This is a genomic window from Blastococcus sp. TBT05-19 (assembly GCF_003319095.1).
Lineage (GTDB): Bacteria > Actinomycetota > Actinomycetes > Mycobacteriales > Geodermatophilaceae > Blastococcus.
The window spans coordinates 117,879-133,074 of sequence record NZ_QOHI01000007.1 but is presented as its reverse complement, the minus strand read 5'-3'; the positions used below and the strand labels follow the sequence as shown (position 1 = coordinate 133,074).

Here is a 15,196-nt window from a genome sequence, read left to right as displayed (position 1 = left end):
TGCGGCGTCCTCCTGGTCGTCGGTCGCCCGGATGGCCACCGAGGGCGGAACGTCCTGATCGTCACACCGATCGGTGCGGCGGGCAGGAGCGGCCGCCCCCGGCCACCCGGTTCAGCGACCGGCGCGGCGGAACCGGTGCGCGGCGTAGAAGTCCGCGGCACGGCGGCCGGCGAGGAGCACGACGATCGCGATCGCCGCGGCCACCGCGATCAGCGCCGTCACCGTCCCGGGGCCGTCGGCCTCGCTCAGCGCGCCCAGGAGCATCAGGGCTGTGAGGGCGATGGTCAGCGAGCCCATGACGATGAGCAGGACCCGGCTGCGCCCCGTGAGCGCCAGGACCGCCCCCCAGATCGTCGCCACCGTGTAGGCGAGGACCAGGATCCCGGCGAACACGAGGCCGGCGGTGACGGCGTCCTCCTCCGTGCCGGAGAGGTCCGCCAGCTGGGCGAACTCCGAGCCGGCGACCGCCAGGCCGAGCAGGGCCAGCAGGCCGAACGCGGCGAAGAGGAAGCCGAGGACGGCCGCCACGATCACGCCCGGCGGGCGGGCCGGCACGGCAGCGGAGCCGTAGCCGCCGTAGGGCTGCTGCCCGTACTGCTGCTGCCCGTACTGGGGCTGCTGCCCGTACTGCTGCTGGCCGTACTGGGGCTGCCCGTACTGGGCCTGGGGGTACTGGGGCTGGCCGTACTGGGGCTGGCCGTACGGGGTCTGCTGGCCCTGCTCCGGCTTCTCGAACTGCGGCTGCCCGTACTGCGGCTGGCCCCACGAGGGCTGACCCGGCGCCTGGTCGCCGTGGGGCGGCGTGCCGGGAGCGGGGCGGTATGGATCGTCGGACTGGCTCATGGTTCCCTCCGGTCGGCACCGGGTCCGCCGGTGCAGAAGATCTGCAGCATGTCCGGGGCGGTCGAGGACGGGCAAGCCGACCGGCCGGGTTCCACCTCCGAGGGCACGCCGCCCCGGTGGGTCCGCCGTCCCTAGGCTGGTTCCCGTGACCACGACCGCGCCCGTCGTCCTGATCGCCGAAGAGCTCGCGCCCAGCGTCCTGGAGGTGCTCGGGACCGACGTCGAGATCCGCCACGTCGACGGTGCCGACCGGGCCGCGCTGCTCCCGGCGCTCGCCGAGGCGGCGGCGGTGATGATCCGCAGCGCGACCCGGATCGACGCGGAGGCCCTCGCCGCGGCGCCGAACCTCGAGGTCGTCGCCCGGGCCGGCATCGGGCTGGACAACGTCGACGTCCCGGCCGCCACCGAGCGCGGCGTCATGGTCGTGAACGCACCGACCTCGAACATCGTGAGCGCCGCCGAGCACGCGGTCGCCCTGCTGCTGTCCGCTGCCCGGCACATCCCCGCGGCCGACGCCTCGCTGCGCGAGGGCACGTGGGCCCGGTCCAGGTTCACCGGCGTCGAGGTCACCGAGAAGACCGTCGGCGTGGTCGGCCTCGGCCGCATCGGCCAGCTGGTGGCGCAGCGCCTGGCCGCCTTCGACGTCGAGCTGATCGCCTACGACCCCTACATCCAGCCGGGCCGGGCGGCGCAGCTGGGCGTGCGGATGGTGTCGCTGGAGGAGCTGCTGCAGCAGGCCGACTTCATCACCATCCACCTGCCCAGGACGCCGGAGACGCTCGGTCTCATCGGCGCCGCGGAGCTCGCCACCACCAAGCGCGGCGTGATCATCGTCAACGCCGCCCGCGGTGGCCTGGTCGACGAGGCGGCCCTGGCCGAGGCGCTGCGGTCGGGCCAGGTGGGTGCGGCGGGCATCGACGTCTACGCCACGGAGCCCTGCACCGACAGCCCGCTGTTCGGCCTCCCGAACACCGTCGTCACCCCGCACCTGGGCGCCTCCACCACCGAGGCGCAGGACAAGGCCGGTGCCGCCGTCGCCCGTTCGGTGCGGCTGGCGCTGCAGGGCGAGTTCGTGCCCGACGCGGTCAACGTCCAGGCCGGTGGCGTCGTCGCCGAGGACGTGCGCCCGGGTCTGCCGCTGGCCGAGAAGCTCGGCCGGGTGTTCACCGCGGTCGCCGGCGGGCTGGCCCAGTCGGTCACCGTCGACGTGCGCGGCAAGCTCGCCGAGTTCGACGCCTCGGTGCTGCAGCTGGCGGCGCTCAAGGGGGTGTTCTCCGACGTCGTCGAGGAGCAGGTCACCTACGTCAACGCGCCGCTGTTCGCCGAGCAGCGCGGGCTCGACGTCGCGCTGACCACCGACCCGGAGAGCCCGACCTACCGGAACCTGGTCACCCTGCGCGGCGCCATGGCCGACGGCCGGCCGGTCGCGGTCTCCGGCACGTTGTTCGGCAAGAACCAGGTGCCCCGGCTGACCGAGGTCGCGGGTTTCGAGATCGACCTGGCGGCCTCGGGTCACCTGCTCTTCTTCACCTACGCCGACCGGCCGGGCGTCGTCGGCGCCGTCGGCGCGGCCCTGGGCGAGGCCGGGATCAACATCGCCGGTGCGCAGGTCAGCCGGACGAGCGAGGGCGGCGAGGCGCTCATGGCCGTCACCGTCGACAGCCCGGTGACCCCCGAGATGCTCGAGGCGATCGCCGCCCGCATCGGCGCGCGGGCGGCCCGGGCGGCCGACCTGACAACTCTCTGACCTAGGGTTCCCTCCCATGCGCCTGGCTGTGATCCCTGGAGACGGCATCGGTCCCGAGGTGGTGGCGGAGGGGCTCAAGGTCCTGCGCGCGGTCGCCCCCGACCTGGAGACCACCCCCTACGACCTCGGTGCCGCACGCTGGCAGCGCACGGGGGAGCTGCTGCCCGACACGGTGCTCGACGAGCTGCGCCAGCACGACGCGATCCTGCTCGGCGCCATCGGGGACCCGGGCGTGCCGCCGGGCATCCTCGAGCGCGGCCTGCTGCTGCGGCTGCGCTTCGAGCTGGACCACCACGTCAACCTGCGGCCGGCCCGGCTGTTCGACGGCGTGCGCAGCCCGCTGGCCTCGCCCGGCCCGATCGACATGCTGTGCGTCCGCGAGGGCACCGAGGGCCCCTACGTCGGCAACGGCGGCGTCCTGCGCAAGGACACCCCGCAGGAGGTGGCGACCGAGGTCAGCCTCAACACCGCCTTCGGCGTCGAGCGGGTCGTCCGGTACGCCTTCGAGCGGGCCACCGCCCGCCCGCGCAAGCACCTCACGCTGATCCACAAGACCAACGTGCTCACCCACGCCGGCGGCCTCTGGTCGCGGATCGTGGAGGAGGTGGCGGTGGAGTTCCCCGAGGTCACCGTCGCCTACCAGCACGTGGACGCCGCCTCGATGTTCTTCATCACCGACCCCGGCCGGTACGACGTCATCGTCACCGACAACCTGTTCGGCGACATCGTCACCGACGTCGCCGCGGCCGTGACCGGGGGCATCGGGCTGGCGGCCAGCGGCAACCTCGACGCCTCGGGCACCAACCCCAGCATGTTCGAGCCGGTGCACGGCTCCGCACCCGACATCGCCGGTCAGGGCGTGGCGGACCCGACGGCCACCGTGCTGTCGGTCGGGCTGCTGCTGCAGCACCTGGGCCGCACCGAGCAGGCGCGCAAGGTCGACGCGGCCGTCGCCTTCGACCTCTCCACCCGCGACCCGCGGGCGCCCATCCGCACCACCGACGTCGGGGACCGGCTCGCGGCCCTCGCCGGCTAGGCGGGCGGTTCCGGCTCGGGCCCCCGAGCCGGAACCGCCGCCGGGGCTGCCGGCCGCCGTCCCATCATGTGGACGGTCCGTTCCATCCGGTGAGCGGACGTGCTTCACTGGGCGGCGATGACCCCCCACCGCTCGATCATCATCGCCTAGCGCGCAGTCACCCTCCGACTGCGCGCCGACCTCCCGTACCCGGGGGGTCTTTTTCGTTTCCGGGACGCCGTCCACCCGAACCGAGGAGCACCTCGTGCCCAGCGACACCGACTTCCACGTCTTCGACACCACGCTGCGCGACGGCGCCCAGCGCGAGGGCATCAGCTACTCGGTCGCCGACAAGCTCGCGGTCGCCCGCCTGCTGGACGAGATCGGGGTCGGGTTCATCGAGGGCGGCTGGCCGGGGGCGCTCCCCAAGGACACCGAGTTCTTCGCCCGGGCGCGCACCGAGCTCAAGCTGCGGCACGCCCAGCTGGTCGCGTTCGGCGCGACCCGGAAGGCCGGCGTCCGGGTCGAGGACGACCTGCAGGTGCGGGCGTTGCTGGACGCCGGGACGCCGGTGGTCTGCCTGGTCGCCAAGTCCGACGTCCGCCACGTGCGCGACGCGCTGCGGACCACCCCGGAGGAGAACCTGGCGATGGTGGCCGACACCGTCGCGTTCCTCGTGGCGCACGGCCGCCGCGTGTTCGTCGACTGCGAGCACTTCTTCGACGGGTACGCCGCCGACCCCGGCTACGGCGTCCGGGTGCTGGAGACGGCGTTCGCGGCCGGCGCGGAGGTCGGCGTCCTGTGCGACACCAACGGCGGGATGCTGCCGATGGGCGTCGGCCGGGTCGTGGCCGACGTGCGGTCGCGGGTGGGCGGGAAGCTCGGCATCCACTGCCAGGACGACACCGGCTGCGCGGTCGCCAACACCCTCGCCGCCGTCGAGGCCGGGGTCACGCACGTGCAGGGGACGGCGAACGGCTACGGCGAGCGGGCCGGCAACGCCGACACGTTCGTGCTCGTGGCCAACCTGGTCACGAAGATGGGCATCCCGGCGGTGCCGGCCGAGTGCCTGCCCGAGCTGCAGCGGGTGAGCCACGCGATCGCGGAGCTCGCCAACATCGCCCCCGACGACCACCAGCCCTTCGTCGGGGCGTCGGCGTTCGCGCACAAGGCCGGGCTGCACGCCAGCGCCATCAAGGTGAGCCCGGAGCTCTACAACCACCTCGACCCGACCGTCGTCGGCAACGACATGCGCATCCTGGTCACCGAGATGGCCGGCCGGGCCTCCGTCGAGCTGAAGGGCCGCGAGCTCGGCGTCGACCTCGACGGTCACTCCGACGCCATCGGCCGGGTCGTCGACCAGGTCAAGGTGCTCGAGGCCGACGGCTGGTCGTTCGAGGCCGCCGACGCCTCCTTCGAGCTCCTCCTGCGCGCCCAGCTGCCCGACGCCCCGGCCCCGCTGTTCGAGCTGGAGAGCTACCGGACCTCCGTCGAGCACTGGGGCAACGGCGTCGTGGTCAGCGAGGCGACGGTCAAGGTGCACCTGCCCAACCCCGACGGGACGACGGAACGCGTCATCAGCACCGGCGAGGGCAACGGCCCGGTCAACGCGCTCGACAACGCGCTGCGCCAGGCGCTGGTGGGCCGCTACCCGCAGCTGGCCGGCGTCTCGCTGGCCGACTACAAGGTCCGCATCCTGGGCTGGCGCGGTGGCACGAGCGCCACCACGCGGGTCCTGATCGACACCACCGACGGCGTGGGGGAGTGGACCACGGTCGGCGTGCACGCGAACGTGGTCGAGGCGTCCTGGCACGCGCTGGTCGACGCGCTCAGCTACGCCGTCCTCAGCCGTAGCGGCGGACAAAGTTCGACAGGACCCGCGCCGGCTCGGTGACCGCCGCGGCGGCGACCCGGGCGATCACGTCGTCCAGCTCGCCCGGCGGGAAGTACCCGGCGTGCTGGTAGATCCGCGCCCTCGCCACCAGGCCGTCGACGTCGAGCTCGGGGTGGAACTGGGTGGCGTAGACGTTCCGGCGCACCCGGAACATCTGGACCGGGCAGGTCGGCGACGACGCGAGCAGCACCGCCCCGGGCGGGAGCACCCGGCAGGCCTCCTTGTGCCCGACGAAGGCGTCGAACCGCTCGGGCACGCCGGACAGGAGCGGGTCCCGCCGTCCCTCCGCGGTGAGGCTCACCTCGACGGCCGAGATCGGCTCCGCGTACGTGCGGTCGACCGTGCCGCCCTGGTGGGTGACCAGCGTGCCGATGCCGTAGCAGGCGCCGAGGAACGGGAGGTCGCGCGCCACCACCTCGTCGAGCAGCGCCGCCACCTCGCGCTCCACCCGCAGCTGGACCGGCGACTTCTCCTCCGGCGGATCGCTGGAGTTGAACGGGCTGCCCCCGAGCACCAGGCCCGCGTAGTCGTCCAGGTCCAGCGAGGGCAGCGGCCCGGCCTCCATCCGGATCCGGTGCAGCCGGCCCGGGGGTAGCCCGGTGACCTGGAGGAACGACGCGAGCTCCTGGTCGGCCGCGGCGTCCTCGGGGCGGGACGACAGCAGCAGGAACGGCCGGCCCGACCGGCCGGCGACGGCGTTCAGCGGGCTGGATCTCGCCCATCGGGCCCCAGCCGGGAACCTCGGGCGAGTCGACGTAGATGATCTGCGGCTGCGCGGAGACGAGGTCCGGTGCCTGCTCGACGAAGCGCTTGAACGCGTCGGTGCCCACGTGCGCCGCGCCCGCGTCGGAGTCGCGGAAGCCCTCGATGCAGATCCAGGTGTCGGGCTCCTCGACGCTCCGGGACCACTCGAAGAACAGGCTGCCCTCCTCGGCGTTCACCGACCGGGCGTAGTCGGCGGCCAGGCCGGCCCACTCGTCGGCGCGCTCGGGACGGACGGGCATCTTCACGACGATGAGGATCATGGGGGTCCATTCTGCTCGGTCGTCCCGAGTGGGGCCCGGAGGGCTCCGCGCAGGGACGACGGACGGCTCAGCTCGACGGGGGGACGGCACCTGGCCGCGGTTGCTGCCCGGAGGGCAGCCGGGTGGAGAGCAGGCAGAACTCGTTGCCCTCGGGGTCCTGCAGGACGTACCACCCCTCGTCGCCCGTCTGCCCGACGTCGGCCGGCCGCGCGCCCAGGGACAGGAGCCGCTCGAGCTCCGCCTCCTGGTCGCGGTCGGTGGGGTTCACGTCGATGTGCAGGCGGAGCTTCCCGGGCGTGGGCTGCGCGACGGCGCCGAACACCAGCGTCGGCGCCGGGCCGCCGAAGCCCGCCTCGGGCCCGATCTCGACGCTGCCGTCGTCCTCCTGGCCCAGGACCCGGTAGTCCAGGACGGCGGCCCAGAAGGCGGCGAGCGCCTCCGGGTCGCGGCAGTCGACGACGAGCTCGCTGAGCTGGCAGGCCATGGCGGGAAGGTACGCGGATCGGGGCGCGGCTAACCTCGGCTCGTGCGCATCGTCCGTTTCGCCTCGCCTCAGGGCATGTCCTTCGGAGTTCTCGACGGGGACGGCCAGATCGCCCAGATCGAGGGCCACCCCTTCGGCCAGATCTCCTTCACCGGCACGCGCTACGCGCAGGCCGACGTCCGGCTGCTCTCGCCGATCCTGCCGAGCAAGGTCGTGTGCGTCGGCAAGAACTACGCCGACCACGTGAAGGAGATGAACACCGGCGACGCCCCGAAGGAGCCGCTGCTGTTCCTCAAGCCCTCGACGTCGGTGATCGGCCCCGGTGACGCCATCCGCATCCCGCCGGGCAGCACCAACGTGCACCACGAGTCGGAGCTGGCCGTCGTCATCGGCGCGCGCGGCGCCCGCAACGTGACGCCCGAGCAGGCCCTGAGCAGCGTGTTCGGCTACACGATCGGCAACGACGTGACCGAGCGGGACATGCAGAAGGGCGACGGCCAGTGGACCCGCGCCAAGGGCTTCGACTCGTTCTGCCCGCTGGGCCCGTGGATCGAGACCGACCTCCCGGGGCTGGGGCTGGACCCCTCCGACCTCGAGATCGGCTGCACCGTGGACGGCGAGCGTCGCCAGCAGGGCCGCACGAGCCAGCTGCTGTTCGGCATCCCGACCCTCATCTCCTACATCTCCCGCGTGATGACGCTGCTGCCCGGTGACGTCGTGCTCACCGGCACCCCGTCCGGTGTCGGCCCGATCCGCCCCGGCCAGCAGGTCGAGTGCACGATCCAGGGCCTGGGCACGCTGACCAACTCGGTCAGCGCGGCCGACGCCGTCTCCACCGCGGGCGGTGGCCTGTGACCGCACCGGCTCCCGCCGTGCGCACCCGGTTCTGCCCGTCCCCGACGGGGATGGTGCACGTCGGCTTGATGCGGACGGCGCTGTTCAACTGGGCGCACGCACGGCACACCGGCGGCACCTTCGTGTTCCGGATCGAGGACACCGACGCCGCCCGCGACTCCGAGGAGTCCTACCGGCACCTGCTGGACTGCCTGCGCTGGATGGGCCTGGAGTGGGACGAGGGCCCCGAGGTGGGCGGCTCCTACGGCCCCTACCGGCAGTCGGAACGGTCCGACGTCTACCGCGAGGTCGCGGCCAAGCTGCTCGAGTCCGGGCACGCCTACGAGTCGTTCTCGACCAACGAGGAGGTCGACGCCCGCCGCCGGGCGGCCGGCCAGGACCCCAAGCTCGGCTACGACAACGCCGACCGCTTCCTCACCGACGCGCAGAAGTCCGCCTTCCGCGACGAGGGCCGCCAGCCCGTCCTGCGGCTGAAGATGCCCGACGAGGACCTCGTCTGGACCGACCTCGTGCGCGGCGAGATCCGCTTCGCCGCCGGGTCGGTGCCCGACTTCGTCCTCGTGCGCGGCAACGGCGCGCCGCTCTACCCGTTCGTCAACCCGGTCGACGACGCGCTCATGCGGATCACCGACGTGCTGCGCGGGGAGGACCTGCTGCCCTCCACGCCGCGCCAGCTCGCCCTCTACGGCGCGCTCACCGACATCGGCGTCGCCCAGGGCACCCCGCGCTTCGGCCACCTGCCCTACGTGACCGGCGAGGGCAGCAAGAAGCTCTCCAAGCGCGATCCGCAGTCCAACCTGGACGTCTACCGCGACCGCGGCTTCCTGCCCGAGGGGTTCGCCAACTACCTGGCGCTGCTCGGCTGGTCGATCGCCGAGGACCGCGACATCTTCTCGATGGAGGAGATGGTCGGCGCCTTCGACGTCACGCGGGTCAGCCCCAACCCGGCCCGTTTCGACCTCAAGAAGGCCGAGGCGATCAACGCCACCCACCTGCGCGCCCTGCCGGTCGAGGAGTTCGTGTCCCGCGTCGTGCCGTACCTGGCCGCCGCGGGGGTCCTCTCCGACCCGCCGACGCCGGAGCAGGACCGGGTGCTCCGCGCGATCGCGCCGCTGGCCCAGGAGCGCATGGTCGTGCTGTCCGAGGCGGTCGGGCTGCTCCGCTTCCTCTTCGTGGACGACGTCGAGATCGAGCCGGCCGCGGCGGAGAAGCAGCTGACCGGGAACGGTGCCGTGCAGGTGCTCGACGCCGCCACCGAGGTGCTGGGCGGGCTGACCGACTGGAGCACCCCGGCCATCGAGCAGGCGCTCAAGGACGCCCTGGTCGAGGGCCTCGGCCTCAAGCCCCGGCAGGCGTTCGGCCCGGTCCGCGTGGCGGTGAGCGGCCGCACCGTGTCGCCCCCGCTCTACGAGTCGATGGAGCTGCTCGGCCGCGAGCGGACGCTGGCGCGGCTGGCCGCGGCCCGCGAGGTGGCGGCGGCCGGATGACCGTGCCGGGCGCCGGTGCCGGGCCGGACGAGTCGTACGCCGGTCCGCCGCCGTTCCAGCGCCCCGGACCGGACCAGCTCCCGCCCGCGCCGTGGGCCGTCGGACCCCCGCCGCCCGGCTGGGTGCCCCCGCCCCCGGGCTGGGGACCGCCGCCCCCGGGCTGGGGACCCCCGCCGCCTACCGGGTGGGGACCGCCCGGGCCGCCGCAGGTCGCGTGGGCGCCCCCGCCTGGAACCCCGCCGCACGACGAGCCGAAGCCCTTCCTGCACGCGATGCGGTCCCGGGACTGGGCCTGGTGGCGGCCGGCCGTCGGCCTGCTGCTGCTCGCCGTGGTGTTCGGGGTCGCGGGTGCGGTGCTCGGCGTCATCGGCATCCTCACCGGGATCAGCCCCGACCTGACCCTGGGTGACCTCACCGACCCCGGCGTCCTGCTGGTCACCAACGCCACCCTCGTGGTCGGCATCCCGGTCGTGTGGCTGGCCTGGGCGGTCGCGCACGGGATGCGCCCCGGCTGGTCCTCGTCGGTGCTGGCCCGGCTGCGCTGGCGGCTGCTGCCCCGGTTCACCCTGCTGGCGTTCCTCTCGCTCGGCCTGGCCATCGGCCTCGCGGTGGTGCTCGACCTCGCGACGGGGGAGGGAGAGGTCGAGGGCCCGGTGCCCGGCTGGGGCTGGCTGCTGGCCGTCGTCCTGCTCACCACGCCGCTGCAGTCGGCGGCCGAGGAGTACCTGTTCCGCGGCTACCTGAGCCAGGCGATCGCGGGGTGGGTGCGCAGCCCGGCGGTCGGCGCGGTGCTGGCGGCGCTGATCACCGCCGCGCTCTTCTCGCTGGCGCACCTGCCACCGGACCTGATCACGTTCCTGGACCGGTTCGCCTTCGCCCTCGCCGCGTCGGCGGTGGTGTGGCTGACCGGCGGCCTGGAGGCGGCGATCGTCCTGCACGCGGTGAACAACGTGGTGGTGTTCCTCCTCGCCGCGCTGCTGGGCGGGGGAGTGGCGACCGAGTCGCTCCCGGAGGGCGCCTCGGTGCTCCCGCTGCTGATCGGCCTCGCGGGCACGGCCGCCTACGTCGGCCTCGTGGCCCGCTGGCGCCGGCGGGGGAAGCCGGAGACCCGCACGGCGGCGCAGGACCTGCGCGAGCCCTTCCTGCCGGCTCCGGTCCCGGCGGCCTGACCCGCCGACGAGGGGGTGGTGCGACCACCCCGGGAGGCGTCAGGTACAGTTTTCTCCGGCGCCGCGAGGTGCCCACCCATGGGGTATGGGGTAATTGGCAGCCCGACGGTTTCTGGTTCCGTTAGTCTAGGTTCGAGTCCTGGTACCCCAGCGAGGAATCCTGGTTCCTCTTGCACCACCAGCACGGCCCCGTCGTCTAGCGGCCCAGGACGCCGCCCTCTCACGGCGGTAGCGAGGGTTCGAATCCCTTCGGGGCTACGCGACCGAGAGCCCCCGGCCACCAGGCCGGGGGCTCTCGCCTTTTCCCGGGCGGGGTCCGCCCGCGCCGACCGTGCGCCTCGACCGCCGCCTCGTCGCCGCGACCGCCGCGCTGCAGGGCGGCGGTCGTCACGAGGGCGCGGCGGTGACCTGCTCCGGCGGCCGGCCACCCCCCCTCGGTTCGCAGCCGATCCCCGGCATGGCAAAATGGCCTCTGCACGGCCCCGTCGTCTAGCGGCCCAGGACGCCGCCCTCTCACGGCGGTAGCGAGGGTTCGAATCCCTTCGGGGCTACGCGACCGAGAGCCCCCGGCCACCAGGCCGGGGGCTCTCGCCGTTCCCGGCCCCCACGTCCTGGGACCCGATCGGGCGTATCGCAGATCGCACCGGTCTCCGGTGGCAGCGTGATCACGACCGGGGCTACCGTCGGTCCGCCGCTCACGCTGGGTGACGACGGCGGGAGGGCGGCGCCAGGTGATCCGGACGACCCGGCAGCTGTCCGACGGCCGCGAGATCCTCTACTTCGACGCCGATCACGACGCCCCGGCCCGCGAGGCGGACGATCCCCGCGACCTGCCCACCGTGACCACCCGGTCCGAGCTGCGGTTCGACCCGCTGCTGGGGGAGGAGGTCGTGGTGGCCGCGCACCGGCAGACCCGCACCTTCCTGCCGCCGGCCGACCAGTGCCCGCTCTGCCCCTCGACGCCGGGCCGGCCCACCGAGGTGCCCGAGAGCGACTACCAGGTCGTCGTCTTCGAGAACCGGTTCCCGTCGCTGGCCCTCGACGTCGTCCGGGACGTGCCCACCTCCGCACCCGGCAACCCGCTGGCCGGGCTGCGCCCGGGGTTCGGCCGCTGCGAGGTCGTCTGCTTCACCAGCGACCACGACCGCGACTTCGCCGACCTGGGTCCCGAGCGGGCGCGGCTCGTCGTCGACGTCTGGGCCGAGCGCACCGCGGAGCTGTCCGCGATCGACGGCGTGGAGCAGGTGTTCTGCTTCGAGAACCACGGCGAGGAGATCGGGGTGACGCTGTCCCACCCGCACGGGCAGATCTACGCCTACCCGTTCGTGACGCCCCGGGTGGCCAAGGTCCTGGCGTCGGTCGAGCGGCACCGCGAGCGGACCGGGGGCGACCTGTTCGCCGACGTCGTCGCCGCGGAGCGCTCCGGCCCGCGCGTGGTCGCCGCCAACGAGCACTGGACGGCGTTCGTGCCGGCCGCGGCCCGCTGGCCCTACGAGGTGCAGCTGTTCCCCACCCGCAGGGTCCCGGACCTCCCCGAGCTGACCGACGACGAGCGGGACGCCTTCATCGCGGTCTACCTCGACGTGCTGGGCCGGTTCGCGCACCGCTTCGACACCCCGATGCCCTACATCGCCTCCTGGAACCAGGCCCCGGCGCGGGCGCGGGAGGACTGGTGGCTGCACCTGCAGCTGTTCTCGCTGCGGCGGGCGCCGGGCAAGCTGAAGTACCTGGCCGGCTCGGAGTCCGGCATGGGTGCGTTCATCACCGACACGAACCCCGAGGACGTCGCCGAGCAGCTCAGGGCCGTGTCGTGGTGAGCGACGGCGAGGCCGCGCGCGCGGCAGCCGCCGCGTTCACCGAGCGGTTCGGCCGGCAGCCCGAGGGCGTGTGGGCCGCACCCGGCCGGGTCAACCTCATCGGCGAGCACACCGACTACAACGGCGGCTTCGTGCTGCCGGTGGCCCTCCCGCACACCACCCGCGCCGCGGTGGCCCGCCGGGACGACGGCCTGCTCGTGCTCGCCTCGGCCCAGCACCCGGAGGAGGACGCCGAGGTCGCCGTGGCCGACCTCCGGCCCGGCCGGCCCGGTGGCTGGGCGGGCTACCCGGCCGGCGTCGTGCACGCCCTCGCGAGCTCCGTGCCCGGAGGCCTGAGCATCCTGGTCGACGGCGACGTGCCCGCCGGGGCCGGCCTGTCGTCGTCGGCCGCGCTCTCCTGCTCCGTCGCCCTCGCCGTCCGCGATCTGCTCGGCCTGGATCTGGACGCCGACGCGCTGGTCGAGGTCGCCCGCCGGGCGGAGAACGACTTCGTCGGCGCCCCCACCGGGATCCTCGACCAGTCGGCCTCGGTCCTCTGCACCGCCGGGCACGCGCTGTTCCTCGACACCCGCGACGGCACCCGCGAGCAGGTGCCGTTCGACCTCGCCGCCGCGGGGCTCGCGCTGCTGGTCCTCGACACCGGCACCACCCACGACCACGCCGAGGGCGGCTACCGCGACCGGCGCCGCGAGTGCGAGCGGGCCGCGGCCGCACTGGGCGTGGACCTGCTGCGCGAGGTCGACGACGTCGCCGCGCTCGAGCCGCTGACCGGCCAGGACCCCGACGGCGAGGTGCTGCTGCGCCGCGCCCGGCACGTGGTCACCGAGGACGCCCGGGTGCTCGAGGTGGTGGCCGCGCTGCGCGAGGACGCCGACCCGCGCGCGATCGGCCCGGTGCTGACCGCCGGCCACGTCTCGCTGCGCGACGACTTCGAGGTGTCCGTGCCGCTGATCGACGTCTGCGTGGACGCCGCGCTGGCGGCCGGCGCCCACGGCGCACGGATGGTCGGCGGGGGCTTCGGCGGCAGCGTGATCGCCCTCGTGGACACCGGTGCCGTCGACGCCGTCACCACCGCCGTCACCGATCGCTTCGCGCGGGAGTCGCAGCCCGCCCCGCGCACCTTCGTCGTCGTCCCGTCCGCCGGCGCCCGCCGCCTGGCCTGAGCCCCACCCCGAGAAGAGGAACCCGTGGACGATCAGCTGAGGCTCGATGCCTCCTTCGTCGACTACGCCCTGGTCGCCGCCTACTTCGCCGTCGTCCTGCTGATCGGCGTCGCCGCCCGCCGGCGGGTGTCCGACAGCCTGGACTTCTTCCTGTCCGGCCGGTCGCTGCCGGCCTGGGTGACCGGCCTGGCGTTCGTCTCGGCGAACCTCGGCGCGGTCGAGATCGTCGGGATGTCGGCCAACGGCGCCCAGTACGGCATGGCGACGATGCACTACTTCTGGATCGGCGCCGTGCCCGCGATGCTCTTCCTGGGCATCGTGATGATGCCCTTCTACTACGGCTCCAAGGTGCGCAGCGTCCCGGAGTTCATGCGCCGCCGCTTCGGCACCGGCGCCCACCTGGTGAACGCGATCAGCTTCGCCGTCGCCCAGGTGCTCATCGCCGGCATCAACCTGTACCTGCTGGCCACGATCGTGAACGCCCTGCTCGGCTGGCCGCTGTGGGTCTCGCTGATCGTGGCCGCCGTGGTGGTGCTCAGCTACATCACCCTCGGCGGGCTCTCCGCGGCGATCTACAACGAGGTGCTGCAGTTCTTCGTGATCGTGGCGGCCCTGCTGCCGCTGACGCTGATCGGCCTGCACCGGGTCGGCGGCGTCGGGGGCCTGGTCGACAAGGTGACGGCGTCCGGTGGGGAGGAGCAGCTCTCCTCCTGGCCGGCCACGGAGCTGTCCGGCTTCGAGAACCCGGTGTGGTCGGCGGTCGGGATCGTCTTCGGCCTGGGCTTCGTGCTCTCCTTCGGCTACTGGACGACGAACTTCGTCGAGGTCCAGCGGGCCATGGCCACGAACTCGATGTCGGCCGCGCGGAGCACCCCGGTCATCGGCGCCTTCCCGAAGATGTTCATCCCGTTCATCGTCGTGATCCCGGGCCTGATCGCCACGGTGCTCGTTCCCGAGGTGATCGAGGCCAAGGCGAACGCGGATGCCGACTTCGACTACAACAACGCGATCCTGCTGCTGATCCGGGACGTGCTGCCCAACGGCCTGCTCGGGGTGGCGCTCGCCGGGCTGCTGGCCGCCTTCATGGCCGGCATGGCGGCCAACATCTCCGCCTTCAACACCGTCTTCAGCTACGACCTGTGGCAGCAGTACGTGAAGAAGGACCGCCCCGACGGTTACTACCTGGCGGTCGGCCGGTGGGCGACCGTCGGCGCCACGGTGGCAGCGATCGGGACCGCGCTCATCGCCTCGGGCTACACGAACCTGATGGACTACCTGCAGACGCTGTTCGGGTTCTTCAACGCCCCGCTGTTCGCCACGTTCATCCTCGGCATGTTCTGGAAGCGGATGACGCCGACGGCCGGCTGGGCGGGCCTGGTCGCCGGCACGAGCGCCGCGATCGTGGTGTTCGTGCTGGTCGAGACCGGCGTCCTGGACCTGCCGGGCCAGGGTGGTGCGTTCGTCGCGGCGGGGGCGGCGTTCGTCGTCGACATCGTCGTGAGCGTCGTCGTCAGCCGGGTCACCACACCCAAGCCGGTGAAGGAGCTGGCCGGCCTCGTCTACTCCGAGACCCCGCGCGAGGTGCGCACCGATCCCGATGCGCACAGGCTGCCCTGGTACCGCTCGCCGGTGCCGCTGGCCGGGATCGCCCTGGCCATGGTCATCGTCCTGAACGTCATCTTCCGGTGAGGGGAGAA

At 73.4% G+C, this 15,196-nt stretch carries 12 protein-coding genes, 3 tRNA genes and 1 pseudogene; 12 read left to right on the top strand and 4 right to left on the bottom strand.

All coding sequences use genetic code 11. From position 1 onward, the window contains the following. Window positions 1-111 precede the first annotated feature (111 nt). Window positions 112-843 (bottom strand): hypothetical protein, encoded by a 732-nt coding sequence (locus tag DQ244_RS19740; protein ID WP_199580460.1) that lies wholly within the window; start codon window positions 841-843, stop codon window positions 112-114. A gap of 145 nt (window positions 844-988) precedes the next feature. Here DQ244_RS19740 and serA point away from each other — a divergent pair, with 145 nt between their 5' ends. From serA to cimA, 3 genes are all read left to right on the top strand, one after another. Next, window positions 989-2,590 (top strand): phosphoglycerate dehydrogenase, encoded by a 1,602-nt coding sequence (serA, locus tag DQ244_RS17665; RefSeq protein WP_113812818.1) that lies wholly within the window; start codon window positions 989-991, stop codon window positions 2,588-2,590. Between the two features lie 16 nt (window positions 2,591-2,606). Then, window positions 2,607-3,626 carry a 3-isopropylmalate dehydrogenase gene (locus tag DQ244_RS17660; RefSeq protein WP_113812817.1) on the top strand — a complete coding sequence of 340 codons (1,020 nt, stop codon included), beginning with the start codon at window positions 2,607-2,609 and terminating at the stop codon, window positions 3,624-3,626. A gap of 244 nt (window positions 3,627-3,870) precedes the next feature. Continuing rightward, a complete protein-coding gene (gene cimA / locus DQ244_RS17655) occupies window positions 3,871-5,499 on the top strand; it encodes a citramalate synthase (RefSeq protein ID WP_113812816.1) in 1,629 nt (542 codons plus the stop codon). Here the strand turns inward: cimA and DQ244_RS17650 are convergent. The 3 genes and pseudogenes from DQ244_RS17650 to DQ244_RS17640 all read right to left on the bottom strand — a co-directional run bounded on the left by DQ244_RS17650 (window position 5,450) and on the right by DQ244_RS17640 (window position 7,008). After that, window positions 5,450-6,160 (bottom strand): glutamine amidotransferase, encoded by a 711-nt coding sequence (locus DQ244_RS17650; RefSeq protein WP_233491719.1) that lies wholly within the window; start codon window positions 6,158-6,160, stop codon window positions 5,450-5,452. The two genes, cimA and DQ244_RS17650, sit on opposite strands and share 50 nt — an antisense overlap. Before the next feature lie 148 nt (window positions 6,161-6,308). Next, window positions 6,309-6,524 (bottom strand): annotated as a pseudogene (locus DQ244_RS20000) (putative quinol monooxygenase); the annotation flags it as partial. Between the two features lie 67 nt (window positions 6,525-6,591). Continuing rightward, complete coding sequence (locus tag DQ244_RS17640) at window positions 6,592-7,008, bottom strand: VOC family protein (protein WP_113812814.1); 417 nt, start codon at window positions 7,006-7,008, stop codon at window positions 6,592-6,594. Between the two features lie 42 nt (window positions 7,009-7,050). Here DQ244_RS17640 and DQ244_RS17635 point away from each other — a divergent pair, with 42 nt between their 5' ends. The 9 genes from DQ244_RS17635 (at window position 7,051) to DQ244_RS17595 (ending at window position 15,188) form a co-directional block, all read left to right on the top strand. Beyond that, on the top strand, window positions 7,051-7,863 hold the full coding sequence (locus tag DQ244_RS17635) for a fumarylacetoacetate hydrolase family protein (RefSeq protein ID WP_113812813.1): 813 nt from the start codon (window positions 7,051-7,053) through the stop codon (window positions 7,861-7,863). Further along, complete coding sequence (gene gltX / locus DQ244_RS17630) at window positions 7,860-9,350, top strand: glutamate--tRNA ligase (RefSeq protein ID WP_113812812.1); 1,491 nt, start codon at window positions 7,860-7,862, stop codon at window positions 9,348-9,350. The genes DQ244_RS17635 and gltX overlap by 4 nt, the downstream gene beginning before the upstream one ends. Window positions 9,351-9,622: 272 nt before the next feature. Next, a complete protein-coding gene (locus DQ244_RS17625) occupies window positions 9,623-10,519 on the top strand; it encodes a CPBP family intramembrane glutamic endopeptidase (RefSeq protein WP_113812811.1) in 897 nt (298 codons plus the stop codon). 79 nt (window positions 10,520-10,598) lie between these two features. After that, window positions 10,599-10,670 (top strand) — tRNA-Gln (locus DQ244_RS17620). Between the two features lie 34 nt (window positions 10,671-10,704). Further along, window positions 10,705-10,777, top strand: a tRNA-Glu gene (locus tag DQ244_RS17615). 220 nt (window positions 10,778-10,997) lie between these two features. Next, window positions 10,998-11,070 (top strand) — tRNA-Glu (locus DQ244_RS17610). Window positions 11,071-11,250: 180 nt separating this feature from the next. Beyond that, window positions 11,251-12,336: a galactose-1-phosphate uridylyltransferase gene (gene galT, locus DQ244_RS17605; protein ID WP_113812810.1), complete on the top strand. Its 1,086-nt coding sequence runs from the start codon at window positions 11,251-11,253 to the stop codon at window positions 12,334-12,336. Next, window positions 12,333-13,499: a galactokinase gene (gene galK / locus DQ244_RS17600; protein ID WP_233491698.1), complete on the top strand. Its 1,167-nt coding sequence runs from the start codon at window positions 12,333-12,335 to the stop codon at window positions 13,497-13,499. The genes galT and galK overlap by 4 nt, the downstream gene beginning before the upstream one ends. 24 nt (window positions 13,500-13,523) lie before the next feature. Continuing rightward, window positions 13,524-15,188, top strand: coding sequence for a sodium:solute symporter family protein (locus DQ244_RS17595; RefSeq protein WP_113812808.1), 1,665 nt, complete (start codon window positions 13,524-13,526; stop codon window positions 15,186-15,188). The last annotated feature ends 8 nt before the right edge of the window (window positions 15,189-15,196 follow it).

Bases quoted from the DNA above. Each gene is read 5' to 3' on its own strand.
- DQ244_RS17640 (WP_113812814.1), bottom strand. From the start codon at position 7,008: ATGGCCTGCCAGCTCAGCGAGCTCGTCGTCGACTGCCGCGACCCGGAG.
- DQ244_RS17625 (WP_113812811.1), top strand. From the start codon at position 9,623: ATGCGGTCCCGGGACTGGGCCTGGTGGCGGCCGGCCGTCGGCCTGCTG.
- DQ244_RS17660 (WP_113812817.1), top strand. From the start codon at position 2,607: ATGCGCCTGGCTGTGATCCCTGGAGACGGCATCGGTCCCGAGGTGGTG.
- DQ244_RS19740 (WP_199580460.1), bottom strand. From the start codon at position 843: ATGAGCCAGTCCGACGATCCATACCGCCCCGCTCCCGGCACGCCGCCC.